At 57.9% G+C, this 21,093-nt stretch carries 23 protein-coding genes; 2 read left to right on the forward strand and 21 right to left on the reverse strand.

Going from position 1 to position 21,093, the window contains the following annotated elements; translation table 11 throughout:
- Positions 1-4: 4 nt before the first annotated feature.
- From L8V22_RS04785 to L8V22_RS04800, 4 genes are read right to left on the reverse strand one after another with little or no spacing between them, the layout of a single operon-like run.
- Complete coding sequence (locus L8V22_RS04785; protein ID WP_238801012.1) at positions 5-787, reverse strand: electron transfer flavoprotein subunit beta/FixA family protein; 783 nt, start codon at positions 785-787, stop codon at positions 5-7.
- A gap of 24 nt (positions 788-811) precedes the next feature.
- The gene (locus L8V22_RS04790) at positions 812-1,945 is read right to left on the reverse strand and encodes a THUMP-like domain-containing protein (protein WP_238801013.1); all 1,134 of its coding nucleotides are present in this window, start codon (positions 1,943-1,945) and stop codon (positions 812-814) included.
- Positions 1,942-2,769 carry an NUDIX hydrolase gene (locus tag L8V22_RS04795; RefSeq protein ID WP_238801014.1) on the reverse strand — a complete coding sequence of 276 codons (828 nt, stop codon included), beginning with the start codon at positions 2,767-2,769 and terminating at the stop codon, positions 1,942-1,944. The genes L8V22_RS04790 and L8V22_RS04795 overlap by 4 nt, the downstream gene beginning before the upstream one ends.
- On the reverse strand, positions 2,766-3,587 hold the full coding sequence (locus L8V22_RS04800) for an ABC transporter ATP-binding protein (protein ID WP_238801015.1): 822 nt from the start codon (positions 3,585-3,587) through the stop codon (positions 2,766-2,768). The genes L8V22_RS04795 and L8V22_RS04800 overlap by 4 nt, the downstream gene beginning before the upstream one ends.
- Positions 3,588-3,645: 58 nt before the next feature.
- Here L8V22_RS04800 and L8V22_RS04805 point away from each other — a divergent pair, with 58 nt between their 5' ends.
- Both L8V22_RS04805 and glgB read left to right on the forward strand, forming a co-directional pair.
- Positions 3,646-5,655, forward strand: coding sequence for a maltotransferase domain-containing protein (locus L8V22_RS04805; RefSeq protein ID WP_238801016.1), 2,010 nt, complete (start codon positions 3,646-3,648; stop codon positions 5,653-5,655).
- Positions 5,656-5,699: 44 nt separating this feature from the next.
- The gene (glgB, locus tag L8V22_RS04810; protein WP_238801017.1) at positions 5,700-7,817 is read left to right on the forward strand and encodes a 1,4-alpha-glucan branching protein GlgB; all 2,118 of its coding nucleotides are present in this window, start codon (positions 5,700-5,702) and stop codon (positions 7,815-7,817) included.
- A gap of 4 nt (positions 7,818-7,821) precedes the next feature.
- Here glgB and L8V22_RS04815 read toward each other — a convergent pair whose 3' ends face one another.
- From L8V22_RS04815 to L8V22_RS04895, 17 genes are all read right to left on the reverse strand, one after another.
- The gene (locus L8V22_RS04815) at positions 7,822-8,214 is read right to left on the reverse strand and encodes an arsenate reductase/protein-tyrosine-phosphatase family protein (protein WP_238801018.1); all 393 of its coding nucleotides are present in this window, start codon (positions 8,212-8,214) and stop codon (positions 7,822-7,824) included.
- A gap of 20 nt (positions 8,215-8,234) precedes the next feature.
- Positions 8,235-9,158 (reverse strand): tetratricopeptide repeat protein, encoded by a 924-nt coding sequence (locus L8V22_RS04820; protein WP_238801019.1) that lies wholly within the window; start codon positions 9,156-9,158, stop codon positions 8,235-8,237.
- Complete coding sequence (locus tag L8V22_RS04825) at positions 9,159-9,467, reverse strand: thiamine-binding protein (protein ID WP_034656448.1); 309 nt, start codon at positions 9,465-9,467, stop codon at positions 9,159-9,161.
- Between the two features lie 10 nt (positions 9,468-9,477).
- Positions 9,478-9,762 (reverse strand): hypothetical protein, encoded by a 285-nt coding sequence (locus tag L8V22_RS04830; RefSeq protein ID WP_238801020.1) that lies wholly within the window; start codon positions 9,760-9,762, stop codon positions 9,478-9,480.
- Positions 9,762-10,454, reverse strand: a complete 693-nt coding sequence (gene nucS, locus L8V22_RS04835) for an endonuclease NucS (protein ID WP_238801021.1) — start codon at positions 10,452-10,454, stop codon at positions 9,762-9,764. The genes L8V22_RS04830 and nucS overlap by 1 nt, the downstream gene beginning before the upstream one ends.
- 23 nt (positions 10,455-10,477) lie before the next feature.
- Entirely contained in the window at positions 10,478-10,954 is a 477-nt protein-coding gene (locus L8V22_RS04840) for a DUF2550 domain-containing protein (protein ID WP_238801022.1), read from the reverse strand.
- Between the two features lie 186 nt (positions 10,955-11,140).
- Positions 11,141-11,509 carry a F0F1 ATP synthase subunit epsilon gene (locus L8V22_RS04845; RefSeq protein WP_238801023.1) on the reverse strand — a complete coding sequence of 123 codons (369 nt, stop codon included), beginning with the start codon at positions 11,507-11,509 and terminating at the stop codon, positions 11,141-11,143.
- Positions 11,510-11,519: 10 nt separating this feature from the next.
- On the reverse strand, positions 11,520-12,965 hold the full coding sequence (gene atpD / locus L8V22_RS04850; protein ID WP_049361377.1) for a F0F1 ATP synthase subunit beta: 1,446 nt from the start codon (positions 12,963-12,965) through the stop codon (positions 11,520-11,522).
- A 3-nt stretch (positions 12,966-12,968) separates the two neighbouring features.
- Complete coding sequence (locus L8V22_RS04855) at positions 12,969-13,958, reverse strand: F0F1 ATP synthase subunit gamma (protein ID WP_238801024.1); 990 nt, start codon at positions 13,956-13,958, stop codon at positions 12,969-12,971.
- Between the two features lie 50 nt (positions 13,959-14,008).
- Positions 14,009-15,649 (reverse strand): F0F1 ATP synthase subunit alpha, encoded by a 1,641-nt coding sequence (gene atpA / locus L8V22_RS04860; RefSeq protein ID WP_023021750.1) that lies wholly within the window; start codon positions 15,647-15,649, stop codon positions 14,009-14,011.
- A gap of 60 nt (positions 15,650-15,709) precedes the next feature.
- Positions 15,710-16,525, reverse strand: a complete 816-nt coding sequence (locus L8V22_RS04865) for a F0F1 ATP synthase subunit delta (protein WP_238801025.1) — start codon at positions 16,523-16,525, stop codon at positions 15,710-15,712.
- A gap of 6 nt (positions 16,526-16,531) precedes the next feature.
- Entirely contained in the window at positions 16,532-17,104 is a 573-nt protein-coding gene (locus tag L8V22_RS04870) for a F0F1 ATP synthase subunit B (RefSeq protein ID WP_238801026.1), read from the reverse strand.
- Between the two features lie 44 nt (positions 17,105-17,148).
- On the reverse strand, positions 17,149-17,391 hold the full coding sequence (locus L8V22_RS04875) for an ATP synthase F0 subunit C (RefSeq protein WP_049361381.1): 243 nt from the start codon (positions 17,389-17,391) through the stop codon (positions 17,149-17,151).
- Between the two features lie 103 nt (positions 17,392-17,494).
- Positions 17,495-18,307 carry a F0F1 ATP synthase subunit A gene (gene atpB, locus L8V22_RS04880; RefSeq protein ID WP_049361382.1) on the reverse strand — a complete coding sequence of 271 codons (813 nt, stop codon included), beginning with the start codon at positions 18,305-18,307 and terminating at the stop codon, positions 17,495-17,497.
- A gap of 458 nt (positions 18,308-18,765) precedes the next feature.
- Entirely contained in the window at positions 18,766-19,143 is a 378-nt protein-coding gene (locus tag L8V22_RS04885) for a Cg1360 family ATP-synthase-associated protein (protein ID WP_238801086.1), read from the reverse strand.
- Between the two features lie 73 nt (positions 19,144-19,216).
- Entirely contained in the window at positions 19,217-20,392 is a 1,176-nt protein-coding gene (locus tag L8V22_RS04890) for an MraY family glycosyltransferase (RefSeq protein WP_238801027.1), read from the reverse strand.
- 13 nt (positions 20,393-20,405) lie between these two features.
- Positions 20,406-21,074, reverse strand: a complete 669-nt coding sequence (locus tag L8V22_RS04895) for an L-threonylcarbamoyladenylate synthase (RefSeq protein ID WP_269966411.1) — start codon at positions 21,072-21,074, stop codon at positions 20,406-20,408.
- Between the last annotated feature and the right edge of the window lie 19 nt (positions 21,075-21,093).

Consider the following 21,093-nt stretch of genomic DNA (forward strand, 5'->3'; position numbering starts at 1 on the left):
ACTCCTAAATCAAGTTCTTTGCGGACAGGAAGTCGGCGATCTTTTTCGCCGCGTCTTGTGGGTTGGGCTCGGAAATGACCTCGCCGGCGGTGCGCGGTGGGCGCTTTTCGGCGGCCGAAACGGAGGTGGTTGGCGCGATAGCCTCAATTCCCAAATCCGCCAAGGAGAAGGTAGTGATTTCGGCCTTCTTAGCGGCCATCAAGCCCTTGAAATTGGGGAACCGTGGCTTGTCGCTCTTATCGTTCACGGAAATAATCGCGGGCAGCGGCGCTTCTAGTTCCCAAGTGCCGCGCGCATCATCGCGAGTGCCACGCAGCGTGCTGCCCGCCAGCTCTACCTTGTGTAGGCCAGTAAGGGCCGGCAGCTGGCGGTACTCGGCGAGCAGACCAGCCAGGAGACCGGTGGAGGCGTCGGAAGCTTCGGTGCCGGCGGTGATCAATTGGACGTCGTCAAGCTTATTTAGCGCAGCGTTGAGGGTCCATGCGGTCGACAGCGCATCAGCTCCCGCCAGTGAATCATCGGAGACGAGGACGGCATCGTCGGCACCCATCGCCAGTGCCTTGCGCAGTGCTTCGTCTGCCTGGGCTGGCCCCATGGTCAGCGCTACGACTTTAAATCCCGCATCCGGGTTATCGTCGCGCAGGCGCAGGGCTTGCTCCACGGAGTACTCATTAACCTCATCGATAACGTTATCCACGGAGGTGCGATCCAGGGTGTGGTCATCTTCCAAGGACTTGGTAGACCACGTATCCGGCACGTGTTTGACCAGAGCCACAATAGTTGGCATTGGGCACTCACCTTTCCGATATATTTATGTTGCGTAATTATCCTCGGACGATGATACTCGGGGTTTGCACAGCAAGGCGATTCCCTGTGAGCCAATTCGCGTAATGATTACCGCAAAAGGCTTCTTCCCCTTCAGCTTCATCTTCTTCCGCAGCTGGTCAGGGTCAACTTCTACCCCGCGTACGAGGATTTCGAGACTTCCCGCGTCATAGGATTTAAGTACGGACTTTAATCTCTTTAGGGGGACCTTTTCTATGAATGGAAATCCCGAAGTTCCCTCGGGAATCCTCTCGCCTGTTAGATACGCGATGCGCGGATCGATTTGGTGCAGCCCTTCCCGTGCCGCGTAATGCTGAACCAAACCAGCGCGAACGATGGCTCCATCGGGGTCTATGAGATAGCTCCCAATATCTCCGGCCTCGGGCAGGTTGCTTTCCTGGTCATCTAGGACATCTACCTTGTGCCCACGAATCATCACCGCTCGTCGACCGGTACCAAAGCCTGGGGTATACAAGCAGGCTTCCTTTACTGCGCCTTCCACGCTCGCGACGGTGACAAGGCCGCTCCATTCGCTGAAATCCAGACCAGGTGCGCACTTGATGGCCAATTCCTTGCCGCGATGCTTGGCGACGACCTCTGACAGCGGCGGCACCAAATCCTCCGGCCGCGTGATTCTTCTACCACCGGCCCGACGCGCGGGATCCGCTAAAAGAACTTCGGCAGTCGTCGTTGTCGTGAGCGCATCCGCCCGGAAAATCTTGGCCGATGAGAGATTGTACCTCGCCATTTTCACCCGCGATTCATCCAGATCCGAGCCGAAGTACTCGAGCGGAGAATTATATCCTTCTGTGCCGATGGAGCAGGTGATGTCGTGGACGCTGCCTACTCCCTGTTCCGCCAGAAATGCCGCCCGGTATGCCGCAACCTCGACGGGGGTTGCTTGTTGAGCTGAGTCGGCGTCCATTAGCCAGCCACTGGGGAGTTTGCCCGAACTGCGGGCGGTCACTAGCTCCATGACCGCGCGGCCAAACTCGCCGAACTTCTCTTTCAAAATTTCGGTGTCTTTGAGCCGAGAAGACTTAGTTAGGGAAAGGTCGAGGCTAGCTATTTCCTCTTGGTGCTCGGCCAGGAAGCTGACTTCAGCGGGGGTATAACTCATATGCGGTCTAAAGGGGTGGTGGAAAAGAACTCTCGGTAGCGGGGATCCTCGCGCGGATCCCCAATGACGGGGCGCAGGTCAGAAAAGGACGCATCATCGAGGACTTCTTGAACCGAGGTATATCTGCTTAGTCTTTGCATCTGCGCCCACGTAGGGATCACAAGGCGCACCAGCCCGGCGCGCCAGCCGTCCAAGATTAGTTGTGGGGAGAACCATCCAGCATCGTCTGCTTCATCGGTATCGCCATCCGGTTCTTGGCCGGAGGGCAGTACCCCTACGAAGAAAAAGGTATCGAACCAGTGGCTCTTTCCTTTTCCTACCCACCGCGCCCAGGGAAGGAGCATATCGGCGTCGACACGCATGCCGTTATTACTCAGGAACTCAGTAAAAGAGATGGTGTGGTTTTCGAGTAGCTTTCGCTCCTTGTGATAGCGCCGCGCATTGGAGACGATGCCGTCTTCACGGATAGCGAAGAGGGTGCCGGCTTCCTCGAAGAGCTCGCGTGCCGCGGCGAATAAAAGGGCATGGGCTTTGTATTTGGTTACGCCCATCCGCCGGGCCAGGGAGATGACGGACTTGCCGGCCCATAGTTCGCCCGAGTCCCAGGAACGCGGCGGAAAGTCGCGAGGGTCTACCCCACCACCGGGAAATACTGAGTGCCCCGGGTAGTTGTGCATGGTGTGCACGCGCTCTTGCACCCAGACTTCAAGACCGTCGGCGCCGTCCCGCAGAAGCAGGACGGTTGCCGCCAAGCGCCCACCGTTAAAACCGGTGGTATCGCTGGCATCAACGGCATCGATACGGTCATGAAAGGGGTTGGTCATAAAGAAGCTCGGCGGGCGAAGTATCGCTGTCCAATGCGGTCTACCTGAATGGGCTGATGGAAGGCGCGAGTCAGGTTTTCTGAGGTGAGAACGGAATTAATCAGTCCTTTTGCCACTACCTTACCCTCATCCAGCAGCATGGCGTGGGTGAAGCCGTAGGGGATCTCTTCCACGTGGTGGGTGATCATGACAATCGCTGGGGCATCTGGATCCATTGCTAAATCGCCGAGATATCCCACTAGGTCTTCGCGGCCTCCCAGGTCCATTCCGGCAGAAGGCTCATCCAGGATAAGCAACTCGGGGTTAGTCATGAGTGCGCGAGCGAGGACGACGCGCTTCTTTTCTCCCTCGGACAGGGTTCCCCACGTGCGCTCTTTAAGGTGGGTGGCACCAACCTGTGCCAAGATGTCATCGGCGCGCGAGAAATCCATGTCTTGGTATTCCTCCCGCCAGCGGCCAAGCACAGCGTAGCCGGCAGAAACGACGAGATCGTCCACACGCTCATTTTCTGGGATCCGCGATTGCACCGCCGCGGAGGAGATGCCGATGAGCGCGCGCAGATCACGCATGTCGGTTTTGCCAATTTGCTCCCCCATTAAAAAGGCGGTGCCTTTCGAAGGGAATTCTTCGGCCGCGGCCATACGCACTAGCGAGGTCTTGCCCGCGCCATTGGGGCCAATGATGACCCAGCGCTCATCGAGTTCTACTTGCCAGTCCACAGGACCGACGAGGGTCTTGCGGCCGCGGCGCAGCTCGACGCCGCGAAAATCTACGAGCCAATCTTGATCTGTAGGAGTTACGTCGTTCACGCCTTCCATTGTGACTGATTTGTTCTTTGCCCGGTGAAATTGACACAGCTGCATTAGTCTTATGGGCATGACTACTCGCCTTGGTATTGACGATGTCCGCCCGCTGATCTCCGCCGGTTCTGTAGCCTCCAAAGCCGTTGTAGGCGAGGTAGTTCCTGTCACCGCCCTTGTCTGGCGCGAAGGACACGACGCGGTCTCTGCCACCTTGTCCGCCTGGGCGGCACGGTCCACGGCTACCTCCTCCGTTACCATGCAGGTAGACCCCACTGATCAGGATCGTGTGCACGGCGTCTTTACCCCAGGTACCCAAGGCACCTGGTACTTTCGAGTCGATGCTTGGTCGGATCCCATAGCTACGTGGAAAAACGCAATAACCAAGAAGATGGCGGCCGGGCAATCCGCTACCGAACTGGCCAATGACCTCCAGCATGGCGCTGACCTATTTTCTCGCGCGGCCTTGCAAACCCCCTCGGATATTGTCACGCCCCTCTTTGCTGCTGCACGGGACTTGGAGGATGAGTCCTTGGACGTCGATAATCGCGTGCAGGTGGCGCTCTCGGACGAGGTTGCAGACATTCTGCACTCACACCCCCTGCGCGATCTCTTGGTGGAGGGTTCAATCCACGAGGTATACGTAGAGCGTCCAGCCGCGCTCTATAACTCGTGGTACGAGCTTTTCCCGCGTTCCACGGGCGGCTGGGACGAAAAGGGGAATCCTGTGCACGGCACGTTCGAGACCACAGCCAAAGCACTCGAGCGCGTAGCCGATATGGGCTTCGATACGGTGTATTTTCCGCCCATCCACCCCATCGGTGAGGTGCACCGCAAGGGAAAAAATAACTCGGTCGTTGCTGAGCCCGGTGATGTAGGAAGTCCGTGGGCCATCCAGGACCACTCCACCACCCACCCCGACTTGGGCACAATAGAAGACTTCAAGAAGCTGGTCTCTCGCGCCCAGGAACTTGGCCTGGAAGTAGCGCTTGATTTCGCACTGCAGGCATCGCCCGATCACCCATGGGCCATCAGCCACCCAGAGTTTTTCACGGTCCTTCCGGATGGCACCATCGCCTACGCCGAGAACCCGCCGAAGAAGTATCAGGATATCTATCCACTCAACTTCGATAACGCACCTGATGCTATCTATCACGAAATCTATGAAACGCTCATGATTTGGGTAGAAGCCGGGGTGAGCACGTTCCGCGTGGATAACCCTCATACCAAGCCAGCTAACTTCTGGGATTGGTTGATTACCCGCGTGCACGCCACCCACCCAGATGTCATCTTCCTGGCAGAGGCCTTTACCCGCGCCCCTCGCCTTTTCGGGCTAGCGAAAGCGGGCTTTTCTCAGTCCTATACCTACTTCACCTGGCAGACCTCTAAGCATGAGCTCACCCAGTTTGGCCAGATGCACGTCGAGCAGGCAGATATCTGCCGCCCCAACCTTTTTGTCAATACCCCGGATATCCTGCATGAATCTTTACAAACCGGTGGGCGCGCCATGTTCGCCATCCGCGCTGTCCTCGCTGCGACCATTTCGCCGCTATGGGGCGTGTACTCCGGTTTTGAACTCTATGAGCACACTCCGGTAGCTCCGGGGTCCGAGGAATACCTCGACTCCGAAAAGTACGAGCTGCGCCCGCGCGATTTCGCTGCTGCGGCTGCGTCTGGCGATTCCCTCGAGTCCTATATCCGGCTGCTTAACCAGATTCGCCGGGATAACCCCGCATTGCAGCAATTGCGCACCCTGCGTTTCCATGACACCGACAATGAAGCCATCATTGCCTATTCCAAAGCGGATCCGACCACCGGCAACGTCGTCCTCGTCGTGGTTAACCTAGATCCGCGCAATGCGCAGGAAGCTACCGTCACGGTAAATATGCAAGCTATCGGCCGCCACCCTGGCGAGTCCTATACTGTCCAGGACACGATCACCGGCTCTGCCTACCACTGGTCCGAACGCAACTTTGTGCGTTTAGAGCCGCTTCGCGACGTCGCCCATGTCTTCGTTCTCCCCCCTGCCGACCACGCCCTCCAAGAACAGCTCACCTGGCGCAAGGTCACCGACTATCGCCCATAAACATTTGCCCACAGGACTGCACCCAATCTAGGTACTCTGATTGTATGAACATCCCGGCCACTGACCTCGCTCGCCTCAATGACTGCCGCCACCATGACCCCCACGGCTTCTACGGCTGGCACGAAGGTACCGTCCGTACTCGCCAGCCGGGTGCTACCGCGGTACGGCTTCATACCCCCACGCAATCCTTGTCCATGGATTTGGTGGGCGACGACATCTGGGAAGCGGAGGTAGGCGATAACTGCGATTACCGCCTGGAAATCTCCTACCCCGAGGCCCCTACCCGCACCGTGGCTGATGGATATCACTTCCTTCCCACCATCGGCTCGCTGGATCTGCACCTTATCGGCGAAGGCCGCCACGAGCGCCTCTGGGATGTCCTCGGTGCTAACCTGCGCTCTTATGACACAGAGATAGGGCCCGTAAGCGGCGTGTCCTTTGCTGTGTGGGCCCCCAATGCCCAAGGTGTGGCCGTCGTGGGCGATTTCTGCGGCTGGAACCCAACCCAGTATCCAATGCGTTCGCTTGGTTCTACCGGCGTATGGGAGGTCTTTGTTCCGGGCATCGGTGCTGGCGAGCGCTATAAGTTCGCCATATTTAGCCAGGAAGGACGCAAAGACAAGGCCGACCCATTGGCCAAGCGCACCGCCTGCCCTCCAGAGACAGACTCGATAGTGGATTCCACCAATTTCGCTTGGTCCGATTCTGCCTGGATGGACAAGCGCTCCGGCAACCTCGACGTCCCGATGAGCATCTATGAGGTCCACGTTGGCTCGTGGAAGGTCGGGGCGAATTATAACCAGCTACGCGAGGAGCTCATCCCTTATCTAAAGGAGCATGGCTTCACCCACGTTGAGCTCTTGCCCGTGGCCGAGCACCCCTTCGGCGGGTCCTGGGGATATCAAGTCTCCGGCTACTACTCGCCTTCTGCGCGGTGGGGCTCGCCGAATGAGTTCCGCGCATTAGTCAATGCACTGCACGAAAACGGCATCGGCGTCATCGTAGACTGGGTACCGGCCCACTTCCCCAAGGACGATTGGGCCCTCGGCCGCTTTGATGGTCAGGCTCTCTACGAGCACCCCGATCCCCGCCGCGGCGAACAGGCCGATTGGGGAACTTACGTCTTTGATTTTGGCCGCAATGAGGTGCGCAATTTCCTCGTGGCCAACGCCCTGTATTGGGCCGAAGAGTTCCACATCGACGGCCTGCGTGTAGACGCCGTCGCTTCCATGCTTTACCTGGATTATTCCCGCGATGAATGGCTACCTAACCAGTTTGGCGGTCGCGAGAATCTCGAAGCCGTGCAATTTTTGCAGGAGACCAACGCCACCCTCAATCGCACTCATCCAGGCGTGCTCACCATTGCTGAAGAATCCACCTCCTGGCCGGGCGTTACCGCCCCCACCTCCGAGAATGGTCTGGGCTTTTCCCTGAAGTGGAATATGGGCTGGATGAATGACACCTTGGAGTACTTCAAGCACGAACCCGTCCACCGCTCCTACCACCACGGTGAGCTCACCTTCTCCATGGTTTACGCCTATTCTGAGCGCTACGTGCTGCCCTTTAGCCATGACGAGGTAGTTCACGGCAAGGGTTCGCTGTGGCAGCGCATGCCTGGCGACGACTGGAATAAGGCAGCCGGCCTACGCGCGCTCTACGGCTACATGTTCTCTCACCCCGGCAAGAACCTCCTCTTCATGGGCCAGGAATTTGGCCAGACTACCGAGTGGGCCGAGGGACATTCAGTAGACTGGGCCAACCTCGATGGGTGGGGCAACGAATGGCACCGCGGTATCAAGAGGCTCGTGCGCGATATCAACCTCATCTACCGTGACACCCCAGCTTTGTGGAGCCAAGATTTCAGCCAAGATGGCTTCCGATGGGTCAAGGCCGATGACTCGACGAATAATGTCCTTGGTTACGTCCGCTACGGCGCAGACGGGTCTGCCTTGCTCGCCGTGTGCAACCTTTCGGGTTCTTCCATTCCCAACTACGGCCTCTGGGTTCCACATGACGGTGAGTGGCAGATGGTGCTCAACACTGATGATGCCGTGTATGAGGGCGCTGGGAATCCGCTTCCCCTACACATTCACGTGGCGGATAATTCTGCCACGCTCCATCTTCCGGCCAACTCGGTGCAGTGGTACGTACTGGAGCGATAGATGCCTATCGCTGCGCGCGTAGGAACTCCACCACGCGCGCTTCAATATCATCGCGAAGCGCATCCATGCGCTCTTCACCCTCCAGACCACGCAGCGAGGGATCCTCGATGTCCCACCGCTGCGCTGGCCCCTCATATTTCGCATCACCAACCACGATGACGTGGTCGACAGCGGCTGAAAGGTGGGGATCCACTAGAGCAGGAGTACCAGTCATTTCTGCTCCCACCTTCGCCAGGGAGGCTTTAGCCTCTTGATTGATGCCCTGCCGGGTATGCTCCGGGGTAGTTTGCACTCCAGCCGAGTAGATTTCCCATTCGGGGGCATGCTTGGCGGCTAACGCCGCAGCCATCTGCGACTTACCGCGATTTGTATTGCACAGGAAAAGCACTGAAGTCATGCTTTCCCATCCTACTCAAACTAGTACAGGGCACTCGCCAGCTTGGTGCGCGCTTCCAGGACACGCGGGTCATTGGCGTCGAAGAGGCCGAAAAGCTCTAGCAAGCGTTCTCGGATCTGTGCTTTCTTGTCACCTGCTGTTGCCTTCATCGTTTCAATGAGACGTTCAAAAGCTTTCTCCGGTGCTCCCGCCACTACCTCGGCATCCGCAGCACGCATTTGCTTATCGGCGTCCTCCTTATCCCCTTCCGCAGCCGCAATCGGGTCATCGGTCTGGTTAGCTGGGTCTAGGCGCTTGAGCAAGATCGTGGTATCGCGTGCCTGTTTAATCTGCACATTATCGGGCTCGGAATCCAAGATATCGTTGTAGACCTTGATGGCTCCGTCAAAGTCGCCCGCGTTCAAGAAGCTCTCCGCTTCCTGGAGACGCGGATCCTCTTCCTCTTGGGGCTGTGGCTCTCCCGCATCGCTCTGTAGGCCCTTCAACTGTGGGCCAACGTTCTGAACGAGGGTATCGACCCATTGTTTAAGCGCATCCTTGGGCTGCGCGCCTTCGAAATTCGTCAATGGTTGCCCAGCTCCCAAGGCCACCACGGTCGGCAGGTTCTTAACGCCAAAGGCCTGCGCAACCTGGGGAGTAGCATCCGCATCCACGTAAGCAACAAGGAAGCTCAAGTTGCCTTGCGAGGCTAATTCTTGCAGGTCAGACTTCAGCTGCTCTGACTGGGTGGAGCGAGCAGTGCCGATGAGAACTACCACCGGAACCTCCGTAGAGCGGCGCACTACGTCCTGATCGAAGTTAGCCTCCGTGACCGTGAAGAAGGGCTGGATTCCGCCAGCACCGGCTTGTGGCGACTCCTGCGCCTTCTGGCGCGCCTCGGCCCGAGCCTTAACCTGGCTGAGGTCGAGCGCGCCTCCTACATAAGCATTATTTGGTGAAGTCATCTAGTCCTCCTTTGCAAGGCGGCGGTTCACCGCATCTACCTTGTCCGTCAACTGATTAGTCACGCCCTCGCGAATATCGGCTTTCACCACTAAAGAAGTACGCGGAGACACCGCACGCACTGCATCGGTAGCCTTTTTAATGGTTCCAAAGACCTCGTCCCATTCGCCTTCTAGCAAGGTGAACATGGCATTGGTTTCGTTGGGCAGGCCAGACTCACGGACCACGCGCACGGCCTCGGCCACGGCGTCAGCCATTTCTTGGGAGTCATTATTTACTACCGCGGGGGCAACAGAAAATGCAACAATCATGCCCGCTAGTCTACCTACGCTCCCAACAGTGGCGGTGCCAATGCCGACGATCCTCGCCTTGGCGGCCCACGTCCCGTGGCCACGCAACGATATGGGCCACCCCGGGCGGAATATTTTGATTACACCCTGGGCACACATAATACTTCTGGGCACGCGCAGAACCGATATGCCGCATGACATAGGGTTCACCGTGCGTCCAGCTAGGCCCCTCGACCGTCTGCGAGCCGAGAAAAGTCGACCCATCTTTAGGCAAGGATCGAAGCTCGAGCGGTTTGCGTCTATTCCGCCGTGGCATTAGAACAATCGCAATTCATTCGACTCAAGACCGCGCAGCTCCTGGTAGTCCAGTACGACACACCGAATACCACGATCCTCTGCCAAAGTGCGTGCCTGCGGCTTGATTTCCTGCGCTGCGAATACACCAGACACTGGGGCGAGAAGCTCATCGCGATTGAGCAGCTCCAGATACCTCGTCAGCTGTTCCACGCCGTCGATCCCCCCACGGCGCTTTACCTCAATGGCCACATTATTGTTGTTCTCGTCCTTCGCCATGATGTCCACCGGACCGATTGCCGTGGGATATTCCCGACGCACCAACGTGTAGCGATCACCCAAGGTATTGATCTGGTCGGCCAAGAGTTCTTGGAGGTGCGCCTCAACGCCGTCTTTGACCAGACCCGGATCCTCACCCATGTCATAGGAGATTTCTTCGTGGATCTCCTCGATGGTAATGCGCAACTGCTCGCCCTTAGGGTTTTCCACCAGCCACAAGACTTCCCCTGTATCGTCACCGTCGAGGTCCTCAATCGCGGACTCCTTCAAGGTACATGGCGGCGTCATCCAGTTCAGCGGTTTATAGGCGCGGTCGTCGGCATGCACGGACACAGAACCGTCCGCTTTAACGATAAGCAGTCGGTCTGCCATCGGCAGGTGGGCATCCAAACGGCCCACGTAGTCTACTGAGCATCGGGCGATTACTAAACGCATGCTGTCTACCCTAGCGGGTAGGCCTATCGCTTGGATTGACGGGTGGCGCGATCGCGCAGTTGCCGGAAGTCAAAGCGCTGCTGCCGCTTGGAAGGAGCAGCTTCTACCCAGGCACCGAAGGCCATGATGCCGTGGGCGTCGGAAGCCAGCTCGTACTCCCTGCCCTTGACACGAAAGCGAACGACCTCGGTGGCGGCAGACATAAAAGAAGCCTCGGCATCATCGAGCGAGCGGGTGCTTACTACTTCGATGTCGAGGCGGTTGATACGCAGATCGCAGCGTGGAGAAACGGAACGGAGCTTAAAATACTCCACAAATTCGCCTTCATAACGCAAAGAACCATGCCGCCAAGAAAGAGAATTTCTAGCGGGTACTCGACGCAGAAGAACGGAAGTGCCGCGTGCACGCACGGTAAAAAAGCGAAGCGCAGCCAAAAAGATAACCAGCAATAGGGCCACCCCAAGGGCCCACAGAAGCACTGCAACCACTGTTGAATTCATGGGCCTTTTCACGCCATCCTCGCTTTGTGGAGAAACTGATTGCTTGAATTGTAGCGCCTTGAAGGTCCTGCACGCCAATAAGAATAGGCAAAGAAAACATGAAGAAGGCGCCCCGGCTATAAACCGGAGCGCCTTAAGAGAGCAGGAAGGGCGGCTATTGCTGCCCTCTCCTACCAATCCAAGGTATTAAGCCTTGGCGCGGCGAACTGCACGCTGTGCGGCCTCGCCACGGGACTTGGTGAGCTCGTGCTCAGAAGCAAAGTCCTTCTGAGCCTTCTCCTCATCCACCTCATCGGACCAAATGGCCCAATCAGCGAGGACGGTGATCTTGTCCTGGGTAACGGAGAGGAAACCACCCTGAACGGCGGCGACGCGGCGCTCGCCGTCCACCGGGTGGATGGTCACCACGCCATTGTCGATCAGCTGACCGATCATTGGCTCGTGACCGGGAAGCACGCCGATCTCACCCTCGGTGGTCTCAGCCGTGACCATGGAGGCCTGTCCAGACCACAGCAGGCGCTCGACGGAAACCAATTCAGCGGTGATGTCAGCCATGTGCCTCTCCCTACTTCTCGTTCAACTTCTTGTATGCAGCCTCGACGTCGTCCAAGCCACCCAAGCCGTTGAAGGCCTGCTCTGGGTAGTGGTCAAACTCGCCATCGCAGATGCGCTCGAAGGCATCGATGGTCTCAGACAGCGGCACGTAAGAGCCCGGCAGGCCGGTGAACTTCTGTGCGACGAAGAAGTTCTGGCCCAAGAAGCGCTCGATACGGCGAGCACGCTGAACAGTGACCTTGTCCTCCTCGGACAGCTCGTCCATACCGAGGATGGCGATGATGTCCTGGAGTTCCTTATTCTTCTGCAGAATACCGATGACGCGCTGTGCAACCTCGTAGTGCTTCTCGCCGACGATACCTGGCTCGAGAATACGAGAGGTAGAAGTCAGCGGGTTCACTGCAGGGTAAATACCCTTGGAGGCAATAGCACGGTCCAGCTCGGTGGTGGCGTCCAAGTGAGCGAACGTCGTAGCCGGAGCCGGGTCGGTGTAGTCATCGGCAGGAACGTAAACGGCCTGCAGGGACGTAATGGAACGGCCCTTGGTCGAGGTAATGCGCTCCTGCAAAACACCCATCTCATCAGCCAAGGTCGGCTGGTAGCCCACGGCGGAAGGCATACGACCCAGCAGGGTCGAAACCTCGGAGCCGGCCTGGGTGAAACGGAAGATGTTGTCAATGAACAGCAGCACGTCCTGGTTCTGCACATCGCGGAAGTACTCCGCCATGGTCAGGCCGGACAGAGCCACGCGCATACGGACTCCTGGCGGCTCATCCATCTGGCCGAAGACAAGGGCGGTATCTTGCAGCACGCCCATTTCTTCCATTTCCAGGAAGAGGTCGGTGCCCTCACGGGTACGCTCGCCGACGCCGGCGAAGACCGAGGTACCGGAGAACTCGCGGGCGATACGGGTAATCATCTCCTGAATGAGAACGGTCTTACCCACACCTGCACCGCCGAACAGGCCGATCTTGCCGCCCTTAACGTACGGGGTCAGCAGGTCGATGACCTTAATGCCGGTCTCCAGAATCTCGGTCTTACCCTCGAGCTGGTCGAACGCTGGCGGCTCGCGGTGGATTCCCCACTGCTCGCCATCGCGGCCGAGACCCGGCTCATCGAGGCAATCACCGAGGGCGTTGAAGACGTGGCCCTTGACGACGTCGCCGACCGGCACGGAAATTGGCTTTCCGGAGTCGATGACCTCGGCACCGCGGACGAGGCCGTCGGTCGGTGCCATGGACACGGTACGGACAAGGTTGTCACCGAGGTGCTGAGCGACCTCGAGGGTGACGGTCTTTGCAACAGCTTCGAGCTTGATGTCGACGTGCAGTGCGTTGTACAGGGCCGGCAGTGCCTCACGTGGGAACTCCACGTCCACAACCGGACCGATGACGCGCACGACACGACCGGCGACTGCCGAAGACTGTGCATTCTGCTCTTGCAGAGCTGTAGTCATAATCTAGTCACTTTCTGCGCTGTCAGATAGCGCGCCAGCGCCACCGACGATCTCTGAAATTTCCTGGGTAATCTGTGCCTGACGGGCCTGGTTAGCCACGCGGGAGAGGTCTTCGACCATCTCGGTTGCGTTGTCAGTAGCAGACTTCATAGCTGTACGGCGTGCAGCGGACTCGGAGGCAGAAGCCTCCAAGAACATAGCAAACAGGATACGTGAGACGTACTGCGGAAGCAGAGCTTCCATCAGCGTATCCGCGTCCGGCTCGAATTCGAATCCTGCGGCAACATCCTCCGCAGATTCGGCGTCGGACAGAGCGGAGTCACCGAGGTGGTACTCCTCATCCTGAATAACCGGCTCAACTGGCAACAGCTGCTGTGCGCGCGCGGTCTGGGTCAGCATGGACTCAAACTCTGTGTAGACAACGTGTACCTGGTCAAAGCCACGTACACCTGCGCCCTCACCCTGCGCATGCAGGCCGTCGCGGCCCTTGGTAGTGCCGGTGGAACCAGCAATAAAGCCATCAATCAGGTGACGGCGCACATCGTGGGTGGCCTCCCAGGTTGGGTCCTGAGAGAAACCGCCCCAGCTGCCAACTACCTCGTCCTCGCGGAACTTGTAGTGGCCGATGCCCTTGTTGCCGGTAACGTACCGAACTACCTCGTAGCCCTTGCTTTCCAGGAGAGCTTGCAGCTGTGCGGCCTTCTTGAAGACGTTGTTGTTGTAGCCACCACACATACCGCGGTCAGAAGTGACCACGAGGATGGCTGCGACGTTTCCGTCTTCGCGCTCACGCAGCATGTCATGCTCCAACGTAGAGGCAGAGGCCAGCTTATTCATGATGCTGGTCATCTCAGTCGCATAAGGCTGAGATGCTTCTACCCTGGCCTGGGCCTTGGTAATGCGCGAGGTAGCAATAAGCTCCTGGGCCTTGGTGATCTTCTTAGTCGAATTAACGGACCGGATGCGGTCACGTAGTTCGCGAAGATTAGCCATCGTTTCTCCTCCCTTCTTTAATCTAGACGGTTAGTTATGAGTTCTGAACTCTACTTAGCCGTCTTGCGGGAGACGTTGAGCTCGGTGTTCTTTACGTCGCTTTCATCCAAAGGCTCTACCGGTGCCTCAGAGCCCAAGTTATGGCCTTCGGAGGTGCGGAAGGTCGGCTGGAAATCCTTAGCTGCCGCAACCAATGCGTCCTTGGACTCATCGGTCAGCGGCTTGCCGCCGGAAATCTGCTCAAAGACCTCTGGGGTGTTGGCGTTGAGGTACTCGTGTACCTCGTCCTCGAAGCGGCGGACGTCTTCAACGGGAACGACGTCGAAGATGCCAGCCTCGGCGAGGTAGATGGATACCATCTGGTACTCCACCGGCTGCGGGGAGGACTCGGACTGCTTCAGCAGCTCAACCAGACGGGAACCGCGCTCCAGCTGAGCCTTGGAGGCAGCATCCAGGTCAGATGCGAATGCCGCGAAGGCCTGCAGGTCACGGTAGGACGCCAGGTCCAGACGCAGGTTACCGGCAACCTTCTTCATACCCTTGGTCTGTGCAGCGCCACCGACACGGGAGACGGAAACACCGACGTTAATAGCCGGGCGAACGCCCTGGTTGAACAGGTCGGACTCTAGGAAGACCTGGCCGTCAGTAATGGAAATGACGTTGGTCGGAATAAAGGCGCCGACGTCGTTTGCCTTGGTCTCGATGATCGGCAGTGCGGTCATGGAGCCAGCACCCATGTCGTCGGAAAGCTTTGCAGCACGCTCCAACAGACGGGAGTGCAGGTAGAACACATCGCCCGGGTATGCCTCGCGTCCCGGCGGACGGCGCAGCAGCAAGGAAATGGCACGGTAGGCCTCAGCCTGTTTGGTCAGATCATCGTAGATAACCAGAACGTGGTTGCCCTGGTACATCCAGTGCTGGCCCAGCGCTGCACCGGAGAACGGTGCCAACCACTTGAAGCCGGCGGAATCGGAAGCCGGTGCGGCCACGATGGTGGTGTAATCCAGTGCGCCGTGCTCCTCAAGGGTGCGGCGCACACCAGCGATGGTCGAGCCCTTCTGGCCAATAGCGACGTAGATGCAGCGTACCTGCTTATCCTTGTCGCCGGATTCCCAGTTAGCCTTCTGGTTCAAAATGGTATCGATGCAGACCGCGGTCTTACCGGTCTTACGGTCACCGATGACCAGCTGACGCTGGCCACGGCCGATCGGGGTCATTGCGTCGATAGCCTTGATGCCGGTCTGCATTGGCTCTTCAACCGGCTGACGCTGCAGCACGGAAGGTGCCTGCAACTCGAGGACGCGCTCCTCTTCAGCGTTGATTGGGCCCATGCCATCAATCGGCTGACCCAATGGGTTAATCACGCGGCCGAGGAATTCCTCGCCCACTGGGATGGAGAGAACCTCGCCGGTCCTCTTAACCTCGTCGCCCTCCTTAAGGGACTCGAAGTTGCCCAGGACCACAACACCGATGGAGTTGGTATCGAGGTTCTGTGCGACGCCAATTACGCCGCCTGGGAACTCGAGCAGCTCATTCGCCATAACGGATGGCAGGCCAGAAACCTGCGCAATACCGTCAGCTGCCGAAATGACCACGCCGACCTCCTCACGGGAGGCCTCCGCGGAGTAGCTCGAGGTGTAGTTCGCAATCGCACTACGGATCTCGTCGGAGGAGATCGTCAGCTCCGCCATGTTCTTCCTGCTCTCGGTAGTATCTTCCAGCACTTACTTAAATCGTTTCTGTCGTTTCGGCTACGCCATCTGGGCACGGAGGCGAGCAATCTTGCCTGCCGTGGAACCGTCAATGACTTCATCGCCGACGCGGATGCGCATGCCACCGAGGAGGCTGGTGTCAACCTCAGAGTGAATGGACATCGCACGACCATAAATTTTGCCCAGCTTCTCAGCGAGTACTGCTTGCTGGCCTTCGTTTAGTTCACCCGCAGCGGTAACGCGCGCAATGGTGCGGTCCTGCAGATCAGCTGCAGAATCGGCCAGTGCGGCGACATCATCGATCGGGTTCTGCTCAGGGCGGGAGATGGCCTGAAGCACGAGGGCTTCCGTAAACATCGTGACCTTGCCATAGAGCACATTTGCCAGCAATCCGCGCTTGCGGGCGGAATCAGCAGTTCGGTCGGAAAGCAGCTGGGTGAGCTCGCCCTCGCGGTCAAGGATCTGGGACAGGCGGAAAAGCTCGTCTTCTACCTGACCCAGCTGGCCCTGCGCCTCAGCTCCGCGCAACAGCGCGCGGCGACCCAGGGTGACCAAGCCCTTGACAAAGTCCTTAGGAGTGGACCACTGCACGGCCGCAGCTTCCTGAATGATGCGCAGTGCACCACCCGAAATCTTGGAGCCAAACAGATTCTCCGCTAGGGACTTGCGTGCCTCGCTCGGAGCGGCGATATCAGTGAATGCGACCCGCAGTTCACGGTCGCTATCCAAGACATCGACAACCTCAAAGACATCAAGGCCTGCCTGTGCGGCGGTAGCGACGTTGTTGTCACCGGCCAGAATTTCATCCAAGCGAGTTTGCGAGGTTGCGAGTGCTTCGCGGCTAGCTGCCTTCATAGTTGCCTACTTTCCGGCCGGTGCCACAGAGTCGAGCTCGGACAAGAAGCCATCAATGGTGGAGGACTTCTTAGAGGCGTCGGAAAGCTCGCCGCCCAGAATCTTCTCCGCAAGGTTGATGGAGTTCTGGCCCATTTCGGAACGCAGCTCAGTAACAACCTGCGAGCGGGAAGCCTCCAGCTGCTTCTCGCCATTGGCGACGATGCGGCGGGACTCTTCTTCCGCGTTGGTCTTGGCCTCGGCCTCGATCTGCTTGCCGCGCTCGCGCGCCTGCTCGCGGATCTCGGCTGCCTCTGCACGGGCATCAGCCAGCTGAGCATTGTACTTTTCCAGAGCAGCCTTGGCCTCGGCTTGCTGAGCCTTGGCACGCTTCAAACCGCCCTCGATCCGGTCTTCACGCTCCTGCAGCATCTCGCTGTACTTCGGAAGAACAAACTTCGCGAAAATCAGCAAGATGATGGCGAACGGAATGATTGACCAGACTAAGTCGTACATCTTGGGCAGGAGGATGGAGTTGCCGCTCTCCAGCGGCAGATGCTCACTTCCTTCTGCTGCAAGGTAGTAAATGACGTTGTTCATGGGTCTCCGTTCTTAAAGTTCGATTTACTTGTGTAAAGCGTTCTTTAGAACAGGAAGCCTGCAACGAGGCCGATCAGGGCCAGTGCCTCAACGAAGGCGATACCCAGGAACATGGTGGTACGCAGCTGGCCAGCCATCTCAGGCTGGCGAGCCATGCCCTCAACGGTCTTGCCAACGAGGATGCCGATGCCCAGGCCCGGGCCGATGGTGGCCAAGCCGTAGCCGAGGGACTGAAGGCCGTCGAAGGAGGTGGTTGCTGCGTCCTGAGCCAGGATGATCTCGTTCATGTGAAAGTCGTTCCCTTTCAATGTATATCCCGCGGGAATGTCCTGCGGGGCGGTGTTGGTTTGATTTTGGGGTATTTAGTTAACCGCGAGGTTCGCGTTGTTGTTAGTGCGAATCTGCATGCAACGACAATTCGATGTATACCGCCGTCAGCAGGGCAAAGATGTATGCCTGCAGGAAGATGACGATAAGTTCGTAAAGCGTGAACAGAACCGCTGCGACCAGGGTCAAGCCACCCACTGCGGTCCAGGCGTTGAACTGGAAGAAGAAGAAGTTCGTAGCCGAGTACAACAGGACCAAAATGAGGTGGCCAGCCAGGAAGTTCGCCATAAGACGAAGAGCCAAGGTGACTGGGCGCATAACAAACGTAGAGAATGCCTCAATCGGCACGACAAGAATGTGCAAGGCCGGTGGCAGGTTAGGGATAACCACCGAGGACTTGATGAACTTGCCAAAGCCATAGCGCTTAGCGCCGGCGTAAATCATGGCGATATACGCGACAGCAGCCAAGACGATTGGCATACCGATACGGGCGTTCGGAGAAATGTTCAGACCCGGCACAATAGTTGTGAGGTTCCAGAACAAAACTGCAAAGAAGATAGAGGCCAAAAGTGGAAGGAAGCGACGTCCTTCCTTCTTGCCCAAGATGTCTTCTGCGATCTGAACTCGCACGAAGTCAATCGCATGCTCGCCTACGTTTTGGATTCCTTTAGGAACCAACTTGGGGTTCCTAAAAGCGACAACAAATAGGAGCACCAGCACGGCCGCCATCAGAAGGCGAACGAGCATGATGCGATCCAAAGCGAACCAACCGTTGGCAAAATCGCTCAACCAGAGGTCAACGACTCCGCCATCATCGGTTACGTGCCCCGGGAAAAATTCTGGGTCCAGTTCGGGTGCATGGAAGCTACCCTTCATGGCCAATGTTGTAACGCTCAGCGTTCTCTCCCGTGTTCGGGCCACACAGCTTGTCGAAGGCCGTGTGGTGCGATGGACGTCTCAAACTCTCTGCCTCACACACGGACTCCGTCGCACATCAGCGTGCGTAAGACAGGGATTCACCGCTGCGAAAGCCAGCTTTGTGCTAGCCCGCGGTAACCCGAAGAAAAGCGTATCAGTTAGATCAAGAGTTTTCGCACGTGGGGGGCCACTAACGCGACGATTTCCGCCTTAGCTGGGTACAATTTCGCCACAAATTCACAACAATAAGGCCACATTCTGCCTAAATCCTGCTACGTGGAGTTCATCACACTTGGCTATTTCCCCACCATGACGGGGGTAACCACAACAGAAACGATTGCATGTCCACATGGAAAAAGGGCCCACCACCTTTCCTTCCGGAAAAGCAGTAGGCCCCTCATGAGACCGCTTCCCTATTAGGAAACGTAAGTCACCCGGGAAGTAACTACAGCCCATACCTCGGTACCCAAGGTGGCAAAAAGGGCCAGCATGACGGTCACAAAGAGGGCCAAGGTGTCATAGAAATCCATATCTCTGATAACCAACAACACCATGACCAAGACCACGACCTTGAGCAACCAGCCACCCAGCACCACTGCCATGGTATTGGCGGGGGTCGTATTAGCGGTCAGTAGCACCGACAAGGCGGTAAAAAGGACGAAGCCGCCCCCGATGGCGGCACCGACGAGTACCCCCCATATACCGGGGAGGCCGCGGAGGCCTCCCCAGGCGGCGAGGGAGACCACCGTGATAACCAGCAGAGCTAAGCCACCGAGCTTGACCGCCCTCTGCATGGGGCGGCGGTGGTCATCAAATTCCGAGGCTTGCGTAGTCGACTGTGCTTCACTCACGGCTACACACCCTACCTCACGAGGGCTCGGTTTCCTTCACCACGACGGCTTCTCGCCCGGCCGGACCAATTTTGCCTTGCCGCAGTGGCACCAGAGTAGCCGCGAACGCGAGCAGCAAGGCGGCGATAGTAACGCCAATGGCCACCGGCGCGGGCACGATGGAAAAGGACACCGCCCCGAAGGCAACAGCGGAGACCCACAGATAGAGCACCAACACGGTACGACGGTGGGTATGGCCGAGGGAAAGAAGGCGGTGGTGAATATGCGCTTTGTCCGCCGAAAACGGCGATCGGCCCTGCGACAGGCGCCGAATCACAGCCCAGACAAGGTCAAGGACTGGAATAAAGACCGCTGCAACCACCACGATGATGGGAGACATTAGGGCCACGATATCTACCGTGCCATAGAGGGACATATTGATTTTGCCGGAGGCGGAGGTCGACGCCGCAGCGAGCAAAAGACCAATGAGCATTGAGCCGGAATCCCCCATAAAAATGCGGGAAGGCTCAAAGTTGTGCGGCAAGAAGCCGGCACACGTTCCTACCAAAGCGGCGCTAATAATGGCCGGTGGATAGGCCGATACCGCACCGCCTTGATCGTGCAGGACAGTTAAGGAAAAGACCAGAATCGCTGCTCCCGCGATCAGGCCGAGACCAGCCGCCAATCCATCGAGGCCGTCTACAAAATTGATGGCGTTGATGAGCAGGACGGTAAAAAATGCAGTCAACAAGGTGCTTTGCAATTGGTCCAGCACAACCGTGGTGCCGCCGCCAAAGGGGATAAAAAGTAGCGTCCAAGTAAGGCCCAATCCGCTCATGAGCGTGGCCGCAAAGAGCTGACCGAATAGCTTCACAATGGCGCTGAGTTCAACTAGGTCATCGATGACGCCGACAAGTACCAGCGCTAGCGCCGCCCACAGCACGGCATTCATCTCTGGCGTGACGGGCATGAAGCCGCGAGTCAAGGCTGGGAGCTGGGCAGCAAGGAAAATCGCCGCCGCGAAGCCGGTAAACATGGCCACGCCTCCCAGGCGAGGAGTGGGCTGAGTGTGGGCGTCACGCAGGCGAATTTCCGCCACGCGGCCGGTACGCACCAGAAAGGAACGCACCACACCGGTAGTGAGGTACGTAAACGCTGCTGCGACGAGAATGACGAGGGCCAACTCGCGCAGCGGGACACCACTGCCACTCACGCGAATTCCTCCTTTAGGCTTGGGGGCGGGTGCGCAGGGTTTGCGCGTCGACGCCGATGACCTCGGCGATTTCCTCGGCCGACAGGGCACCTTCGCGCAGTAGATACGGGCGCTCGCCGGACAGGTCGATAATGGTCGAAGGCTTGCCGACGGCCGTTTCTCCCCCATCCAAGTAAACTGTCACGGCTTTACCCAGCTGCTGCTTAGCCATTAGTGCGGTGGTCGGTGGTTGATGGCCGGAGATATTGGCAGAGGAGACAGCCATAGGGCCAACCTCACGCAGCAATTCGATAGCGATGGGATGTAGCGGCATGCGCAGCATCACGGTGCCGCGGGTATCGCCAAGGTTCCACGGCAAGGACGGCGCTTGCGGAACGACGATAGACAGGCCTCCGGGCCAGAAGGCTTCCACCAAATCACGTGCAGTCTCGGTATAGGAGGCTACAAGACCGCGAACAGTATCCCAAGACCCCACCAATACCGGCACCGGCATATCCGGGCCGCGCTGCTTGGTGGCCAAAAGGTTGGCTACGGCGTCATTATCAAAGGCATCGCAACCCAAACCGTAGAGAGTATCGGTAGGCATCACTACCAGGCGGCCGGATTGAGCAGCCTTGACTGCGATGTTCATGCCCTCTTCGCGCTCGGCATTATCGGCGCAATTAAAAATCTTTCCTTGCATATTATTCTCCCCTTCTTGC

The organism is Corynebacterium yonathiae (assembly GCF_027570195.1).
Taxonomy (GTDB): domain Bacteria; phylum Actinomycetota; class Actinomycetes; order Mycobacteriales; family Mycobacteriaceae; genus Corynebacterium; species Corynebacterium yonathiae.

Excerpts from the sequence above, each read along its gene's own strand:
- L8V22_RS04785 (WP_238801012.1), bottom strand. The coding sequence starts at position 787 with ATGCCAACTATTGTGGCTCTGGTCAAACACGTGCCGGATACGTGGTCT.
- L8V22_RS04790 (WP_238801013.1), bottom strand. The coding sequence starts at position 1,945 with ATGAGTTATACCCCCGCTGAAGTCAGCTTCCTGGCCGAGCACCAAGAG.
- L8V22_RS04795 (WP_238801014.1), bottom strand. The coding sequence starts at position 2,769 with ATGACCAACCCCTTTCATGACCGTATCGATGCCGTTGATGCCAGCGAT.
- L8V22_RS04800 (WP_238801015.1), bottom strand. The coding sequence starts at position 3,587 with ATGGAAGGCGTGAACGACGTAACTCCTACAGATCAAGATTGGCTCGTA.
- L8V22_RS04805 (WP_238801016.1), top strand. The coding sequence starts at position 3,646 with ATGACTACTCGCCTTGGTATTGACGATGTCCGCCCGCTGATCTCCGCC.
- glgB (WP_238801017.1), top strand. The coding sequence starts at position 5,700 with ATGAACATCCCGGCCACTGACCTCGCTCGCCTCAATGACTGCCGCCAC.
- L8V22_RS04815 (WP_238801018.1), bottom strand. The coding sequence starts at position 8,214 with ATGACTTCAGTGCTTTTCCTGTGCAATACAAATCGCGGTAAGTCGCAG.
- L8V22_RS04820 (WP_238801019.1), bottom strand. The coding sequence starts at position 9,158 with ATGACTTCACCAAATAATGCTTATGTAGGAGGCGCGCTCGACCTCAGC.
- L8V22_RS04825 (WP_034656448.1), bottom strand. The coding sequence starts at position 9,467 with ATGATTGTTGCATTTTCTGTTGCCCCCGCGGTAGTAAATAATGACTCC.
- L8V22_RS04830 (WP_238801020.1), bottom strand. The coding sequence starts at position 9,762 with ATGCCACGGCGGAATAGACGCAAACCGCTCGAGCTTCGATCCTTGCCT.
- nucS (WP_238801021.1), bottom strand. The coding sequence starts at position 10,454 with ATGCGTTTAGTAATCGCCCGATGCTCAGTAGACTACGTGGGCCGTTTG.
- L8V22_RS04840 (WP_238801022.1), bottom strand. The coding sequence starts at position 10,954 with ATGAATTCAACAGTGGTTGCAGTGCTTCTGTGGGCCCTTGGGGTGGCC.
- L8V22_RS04845 (WP_238801023.1), bottom strand. The coding sequence starts at position 11,509 with ATGGCTGACATCACCGCTGAATTGGTTTCCGTCGAGCGCCTGCTGTGG.
- atpD (WP_049361377.1), bottom strand. The coding sequence starts at position 12,965 with ATGACTACAGCTCTGCAAGAGCAGAATGCACAGTCTTCGGCAGTCGCC.
- L8V22_RS04855 (WP_238801024.1), bottom strand. The coding sequence starts at position 13,958 with ATGGCTAATCTTCGCGAACTACGTGACCGCATCCGGTCCGTTAATTCG.
- atpA (WP_023021750.1), bottom strand. The coding sequence starts at position 15,649 with ATGGCGGAGCTGACGATCTCCTCCGACGAGATCCGTAGTGCGATTGCG.
- L8V22_RS04865 (WP_238801025.1), bottom strand. The coding sequence starts at position 16,525 with ATGAAGGCAGCTAGCCGCGAAGCACTCGCAACCTCGCAAACTCGCTTG.
- L8V22_RS04870 (WP_238801026.1), bottom strand. The coding sequence starts at position 17,104 with ATGAACAACGTCATTTACTACCTTGCAGCAGAAGGAAGTGAGCATCTG.
- L8V22_RS04875 (WP_049361381.1), bottom strand. The coding sequence starts at position 17,391 with ATGAACGAGATCATCCTGGCTCAGGACGCAGCAACCACCTCCTTCGAC.
- atpB (WP_049361382.1), bottom strand. The coding sequence starts at position 18,307 with ATGAAGGGTAGCTTCCATGCACCCGAACTGGACCCAGAATTTTTCCCG.
- L8V22_RS04885 (WP_238801086.1), bottom strand. The coding sequence starts at position 19,143 with ATGCAGAGGGCGGTCAAGCTCGGTGGCTTAGCTCTGCTGGTTATCACG.
- L8V22_RS04895 (WP_269966411.1), bottom strand. The coding sequence starts at position 21,074 with ATGCAAGGAAAGATTTTTAATTGCGCCGATAATGCCGAGCGCGAAGAG.